At 60.2% G+C, this 6,783-nt stretch carries 5 protein-coding genes; 2 read left to right on the forward strand and 3 right to left on the reverse strand.

Features of this window, described 5'->3' with window-relative positions:
* Positions 1-65 precede the first annotated feature (65 nt).
* A complete protein-coding gene (locus tag VC35_RS28015; protein WP_046043973.1) occupies positions 66-848 on the reverse strand; it encodes a response regulator transcription factor in 783 nt (260 codons plus the stop codon).
* A gap of 113 nt (positions 849-961) precedes the next feature.
* Positions 962-1,432 carry a prepilin peptidase gene (locus VC35_RS28020; protein ID WP_046043974.1) on the reverse strand — a complete coding sequence of 157 codons (471 nt, stop codon included), beginning with the start codon at positions 1,430-1,432 and terminating at the stop codon, positions 962-964.
* Positions 1,433-1,507: 75 nt separating this feature from the next.
* On the opposite strand from VC35_RS28020, the gene VC35_RS28025 reads away from it, so the two are divergent.
* Positions 1,508-1,948, forward strand: a complete 441-nt coding sequence (locus VC35_RS28025) for a TadE/TadG family type IV pilus assembly protein (RefSeq protein WP_046043975.1) — start codon at positions 1,508-1,510, stop codon at positions 1,946-1,948.
* Positions 1,945-4,686, forward strand: a complete 2,742-nt coding sequence (locus tag VC35_RS28030; RefSeq protein ID WP_046043976.1) for an ATP-binding protein — start codon at positions 1,945-1,947, stop codon at positions 4,684-4,686. The genes VC35_RS28025 and VC35_RS28030 overlap by 4 nt, the downstream gene beginning before the upstream one ends.
* On the opposite strand, the gene VC35_RS28035 is transcribed toward VC35_RS28030, so the two are convergent.
* Complete coding sequence (locus VC35_RS28035; RefSeq protein ID WP_046043978.1) at positions 4,683-6,665, reverse strand: pilus assembly protein TadG-related protein; 1,983 nt, start codon at positions 6,663-6,665, stop codon at positions 4,683-4,685. The two genes, VC35_RS28030 and VC35_RS28035, sit on opposite strands and share 4 nt — an antisense overlap.
* Positions 6,666-6,783: the final 118 nt, after the last annotated feature.

Consider the following 6,783-nt stretch of genomic DNA (forward strand, 5'->3'; position numbering starts at 1 on the left):
ACCGCAGAAACGGATATGTACACAACCCAAACCACCAGCCTGGTCGGCCCAGAGGCCGCCAAGCCTCAGTGCGCCGTAACCCGCTGCTGCATCCCGGAACTACTGGGCGACAAAGCCAACGCCAACTGCGTCCGATTATGCATATGCGTCAACCGCAACACCTGCGACACATACAACTTCACCGTGTTCTCGGTAATCCCCAACTCACAGGCAATCTGATAATTGGTCTGCCCCTTGCCCACCAACCGCGCCACTTCCAGCTGCCGCGGAGACAGCTGATTGAAAATCGCCGGAGTCTCCGCCGCATCAGCATCAGCGACACCCCGGCCACCCGCGTCTGCCGCCTGCGGACCCCGCCGAACCTTGTCCAGGTCCTGGTACAGATCATCAATCGACTCGGACAGATACTGCAGCTTCTGATTCAAATGCCCCAACTGCAGGTTCTTGTGCCTCTCCTGCAAGGCCACTTCCTGCCGCTGCAAACCCTCGAACAATTCATTCAGATCGATCGGCTTCTGGTAATAGTCGGCAACGCCAGCGCGCAGGGCCTTGATCACGTCCTGCTTGTCGGCACACCCGGTGAGCATGATCGCCTCGAACGCCCGGTGCTTGCCCGATAGCCGTTGCAGCTCCTGCATCAACTCAATCCCGTCCATGCCGGGCATCTGAAGGTCCAGTAGCACCAGGCCGATATCGAGGTCTTCGTTGAAACGCTCGATCGCCTGATAGCCCGATTCGCAGGGAACACAACGGTAACCTTTGCCCTCCAGAAATTCGCAAAGTTCTTCAACGATCAATGGCGCATCGTCGACCACAAGGACTTTTACTGCCGAAGTAAACTTGCTCACGAGCAACTCCCTGTCAGGTCAAAGGTTGACCCGTCCCTCACCGACAGCCAGCGGTTGTACAACTCTGTCTGAAAAGTAGACGTAGTTTCAGGCTATGTACACAAAAGGCTCGACTAGTGGAACCAGGCAAATGTCAGCATCAGCCCCACCAACACGAAGGGTGCAAATGGCTGTTTCCTTGACATTTCTGGTGCCATATAAAAAAGATGGGTTCTAACCCCTTGACTCATATAAAGCCAGACTCTTGGCGCCAGCAGCAGCCAGAAGATGCTGGCCAATCCGGCGCCAATAAACGTGCCGAGCACGTGCATACCGTCCGTCGCAAGAGCCAGGGCGGCCATGAGTTTCACGTCTGCACCACCCATTCGCTTCATGGCGTAGCCCGGTAGCGTGAAGCCCAGGGCCAACAAAAAAGCCCAGCCGCCCTGTTGTGCGTCGGCCCCCAGCCAGGTCGTGCCGCTCCACAGCAGCCACGCCAGGGCCAGGGCACCGACACCCAGGGTCAGGCCATTGGCGATGTGCCGTTGCCGGGCATCCTGTGCGGCGCAAAGCGCCAGCCAGATCAATAGGACAAAGCTCTGCATTCGGTAAAAAACGTCCGTTTTGGCTGAATGATTCTATGCTGACATTACTCAGTGTTGGTCAGGGTAGACGCACTCATGAAAGCCAGCCTCCCCCACAAACAAAAAGGCGCCGCCGCGATTGAATTCGCCCTGGTGTTCATCATTTTTTTTGGCGTGTTCTACGGCATCATCAGCTATAGCCTGCCGCTGCTGTTGATGCAGTCATTCAACCAGTCGACTGCCGAAGCCGTGCGCCGCAGCGTGGCGCTGGACCCGGCAACCCCCGGCTACAGCGCCGCGCTGATCGCCCGCGCCAAGGCAGAACTGACCACGCAAACAGCCTGGATTGCGCCGGCCCTGAACTTCAATGTCGCCACCGACGCCAATGTCACTTATGTGGGCGGGCTGCTGACAGTCCGCATCACCTACCCCACCAATAAAATCAGCGCCGTCATCCCGTTCCTGAACCTGCCCGGCATCGGTCGGGTGCCCAATCTGCCGGCGACCCTCACGGCCAGTGCGAGCCTGCAATTTTGAGTGCCGGGGACAAATTGTTCGGGCGCCTGCTCCACCGCCATCCGCCACCGCCACCTGAGCCACCGGAGGCACTGCGGGTGCACAGTTTCGGATTGCAGATGCAGCTCAATGCCGAGGGGCGTGTCGTTCAATTGAGCGGTCCGCTGCGGCACTTGCTGGCCCAGCAACCTCCCAGCGCACAGGCACCGCACCTGCTCGACTTCCTGTTGCCCCACAGCAGCCTCGCCATCGAAGGCTCGCCGGCGGACTGGCAGGGACAAACCCTGGACCTGGACTTTTACAGCCTCAACGGTCCGCCGCTGCATTTGCGCGGTTGGGTGCAACCCTTGGCCGATGCCTGGTTGTTGCAGATGCTGGACATCGGCGACTTGCTGCTCGAACGCCGGCAATCGCGCAACCGCGAACAGTGCCAGGTGCTGGCGCTGCAAATCGCCGGACAGTTACGCCTGTGTAGCCTGACTCGCCTACCCGAGATGCTGGCCGAACAACTGCAAAGCCTGGCCCAGCGCTTTCAGGTTCCGTGCATTGCCCTGGCCTTGCTCGATGAGCAGGAACAGGGTTGGCAAATTTACCAGCACTACGCGGCCCTCGATGCACCGCAACTTTGGCAAAACGGTCAACGCCTGGGCACGGGACTGGACAGTTTGAACGGCTCGGAACCGCAGCACCTGACCCCGCGTGAACATCCGCGCCTGCAAGGCACGTTCGGCAATACCGACGGCTTCGCCGTGCCTTATCACGATGCGCAAGGGGTGGTCGCCTGGTTGCTATGCGGCTTCTACACGGCGCAACAACGCGCCCCCGATGTCACGGAACGCGACTGGCTGCAAATCACCGCCGCGCTCGCCAGCCCCTTGCTCGAGCGCCTGCGCGAGCACCGGCATCATTTGCAACTGGAACGCCTGGAATCACTGCAAGCCTTGCTGGGAACCGGCTGGTGGGAAGTCATCAGCGACAGCGACGAGGTTCAGTTGGCACCTTCGCTGGCCACTACCCTGAACCTTGGTACGTCGCGTTTATCCATGCAGGACTGGCTCGAACAGGTGTATCCCGCCGACCGCGAAGAGCTGCGCATCTGCTTGCAAGACTTGCAGGAGACAGGCACTCCCCTGCTGCTGTGCGTGCGCCTGTATCGCCATTACGGTGCGTCCGCCCCCATCTGGTATCGCCTGCAGGGCCAGGCCCTGGGCGCGGGGAAAAACCGTCGCCTGGTGGGTTTCATGCTCGACATCAGCGACATCAAGAACCAGGAGCAGAGCGCCGCTGCCGCCCATGCACGCCTGGACAATCTGATCGCCAGCTCTCCGGCGGTGATTTACGTACAGCGCTATGTCGAAGGTGCGTTACACCCGGTGTTCTTCAGCGACAGCCTGTTGCCGCTGCTCGGCTGGACCCTCGCCGACTGCACCCCTGGGGCGCTGGTGGAACGGGTGCATCCCGACGATCGCCTGCAGTATTTCGAGCGCACGCGGCTGTTGCTGCGTGAAGGCTCGGTGCGCGCCCGGTATCGGATGCGCGACAGTCGCGGCGACTATCACTGGCTGCTGGATGAGGCGAAATTGTTGCGCGACGACCTCGGCTTGCCGGTGGAAGCCGTGGGCCTGTGGCTGGACATCACCGAAGCGACCCTGGCCACCGAACAGGTCAGGCAGAGTGAAGAACGCTACCGGATTCTGGTGGAAGACTCGCCGGCGATGATCTGCCGCTACCAGCCGGACCTGACCCTGACCTTCGGCAACCGTCCGTTGGCCACCTATCTGGAATTGGCGCCCGAGCAATTGCCGGGGGTGAACCTGGGCAACTGGATGTCCGGGGAACAGCGCGAGGCATTCACCCGACGGCTGGACCAGTTGAGCCCCGAGTTTCCGGTCAGTACCGCCGAGATCAACCTGCAACTGCCCGGCCGCGAACACGCATGGTGGGTCTGGTCCGATCGCGGGGTGTTCGATGAACAGGGCCGGTTGCTCGAGGTCCAGGCCGTGGGGCGCGACAACACCGAGGTGCGGCGCTCGCAGCAGCAGCTCACACAAAGCGCGAAAATGGCCACCCTCGGAGAAATGGCCACCGGCCTGGCCCATGAGATCAACCAGCCGCTGAACGTGATGCGCATGGCCATCGTCAACGTACTCAAGCGCCTGAACAACGGCGACGTACAGGTCGATTACCTGATCGACAAGCTCACCCGCATCGACACCCAGGTACAACGCGCCGCGCGGGTGGTGGACCACATGCGGGTGTTCGGTCGCCGTTCGGAAATCGAGCAGCAACCGTTCAACCCGGCCCAGGCCATCGAAGGCACGCTGGCGCTGTTGTCCGAAGGGATGCGCGGCAAAGGCGTCGACCTGCGCATCAGCGAGACCGGTTTTGAAGTGCAAGTGCGCGGCTACGTCGATCAGCTTGAGCAGGTGCTGATCAACCTGATGGTCAACGCCCGGGATGCATTGCTCGGCAAGCGCGAGGCCGACCCCGATTTCAGACCGTGGATTTCGGTGTACGCCGAACGGGATACGCACTCGGTACGCCTGTGGGTCGAGGACAACGGCGGCGGTATCGACCCGCGTTTGCTGGAGCGGATTTTCGAGCCGTTCTTCACCACCAAACCCGTCGGCGTCGGCACGGGTTTGGGCTTGTCGGTAAGTTACGGCATCGTCGAGAACATGGGCGGAAAACTGAGCGTGCAAAACGCCACCGAGGGTGCGCGTTTCTGCATCGAACTGCCGATCGTGAAGCAGGACTAGATCACCAGCGCCGCTCGACCCGAGTGACAACTGAGGTTGGCACCCACTTCGACTTTGTTCAGGTCGATCCCCAGGCTCGCCAGCAACGTATTGATCAGCGTATCCAGTAACGGGCTGAGTACCGTATTGATCGCATTGACCAACGCAGTCGTGACCTCACTCAAAATACTGCCCAAGCCACCCACGATACTGCCCGACGGTCCATACATGTTCACGCCAAGGTTACTCACGGTGGTGCTCAGGCTGTTGACGATATTGGTCGTGGTAAAGGCGTAGTAAAACGGTGGCTGATTGATCTCCGGCAAGTTGGCAGCCGCTGGTGCGGAATAGACGTGGGACATGTTGGCATTTTGGGCAACCGCGGTGTTGACCATGATATCGATGCTACCGCCCACACCGGGCTGATGGTTGTAGCAGGTTGGCGGCAGGATCAGCAGCCGTTGGCAGGTCTGTACGCCGATATCGATGACCTTCAGAGGATTGACGTTGTTGCTGGGTGGAACGGTGGGCGAGCCAAACACATCGGCAGGGTTGATCTGCCCGATCTTCAATCCGATCAATGTGGTGGTGGTGCTGGTCGTCAGGCTTTTATTCGTCGTACTCACGCAACTGTAAGCCGTGACATAACTCCAGGCACCCGCCGCCTCCAGCGCCACGTCGATGCGAATCGGAGGTGGTAACAGCTTGATTTCCGGCGTGTCGCAGGGCACGAGCAACGCGCAGGTCAATGAGTTGACGACGCCTACCAGGTCCAGATGCAGCAATGAATTCAGAGTGTTGGTCAGCGGTGCAACGAGATCGATAACGGCGTTGACCAGAGGCGTGATGGCGTCCAGCACGGGCAGGTTGATCGACAACAATGTCTTGACCTGAGCCGTGCGTACATAGATGCGGTTGGGGCCCAAAGGGGCCAATGCCGCGTTTTTTGGATTGCCGATGGCCGACAGTTGCGGTGGCTCCATCACCTGTACCCGTGCAGTGATCTGCGCCAGGCCCGCGATGTTGATCGGCAAGGTCGCGACCACGGCATTCTTCTTGTTGGCCAGTTGCACAAACCCTTCAATCAGATCGAAGGCTTTCAGATTCACGGCAAGGGTCGAGATGTCGGTGCCACTTTCAACATGCAACATATTACCCAGCACAACGGACGTCGTACCCGCTGCCACCTTCAATGCTTGCAGGCTGACAATGGTTGCGGATGCTCCAAGTGTGCCGTTGGGGTCCAGTACATTGATGGCGGTCTGGATCAACTGGCTGACATTGACCGTTGTACCCAGTACCTGGTCGTAGCCGCCAGCGATCAGGCCGAGGTCAATTTTCAACCGATTGAGGTAGCCGAGCAGGCTGATGTCGGTATTGACCAATCCGTTCCAGCCCGCCGCACTGATATTGACGTTGCCTCCCAGCAATCCCCCGAAAAGCAGACTGGTAATGGCGGCCTTGCTGGTATCGAAGGTCAGGAGCGTACTGCGGATCGTCAATGAAGCCAGGGGGGGCTGCAGCGCAGCGACCGCCGTTGCGCTCAGCGTCAGCGTTGAGCCCGCTGGTGCACCGCCGGCCAACGCGCCGATGCCACCGGCAATACTCTGTTGCACGACATGGCTGGCGATAACCCGGATAGCCTCGCTTTTACTTGGGTCTGCACCGAATACCCGTAGGTTGTTGGCATCCAGGGTCAACGCACCGCACGCCACAGCCAGTGCGCGCCCAGTGGAGGGAATGGCGAAACCATTTCGTTGCGCGCTGGCGGTGGCATAGGTGTTCGCGGTTGAGCCACCGGAACAGTCTCCTCCCCGGGTGGCGGCTTCAAGGGCGGCCATGTCAGCCACGCGCTGCAAACTGCGTTTTTCCAGGTACAGCCTGCCGGTATCGACCACCAACAACATGAATGCCAAAGCCAAAGTCAGGGTCAAAGCGGCCATCAAGCCGATCGCCCCCCGTTGCCGGGCCGGGCCGCGAAACTGCATGCGGGGAGACATGGCGCACTCCTTTGCCGGCGCACTGCCGGGCGCAACCTCCGTTGGTGAAAAGCAGTGTAGACAAGGGTGGGCAAGACTGCTGGCAACTTGCCAGTGCAGAATCGAGTAGGAGGCGGGG

It is taken from the genome of Pseudomonas fluorescens, assembly GCF_000967965.1.
GTDB classification, from domain to species: Bacteria; Pseudomonadota; Gammaproteobacteria; order Pseudomonadales; family Pseudomonadaceae; genus Aquipseudomonas; species Aquipseudomonas grandcourensis.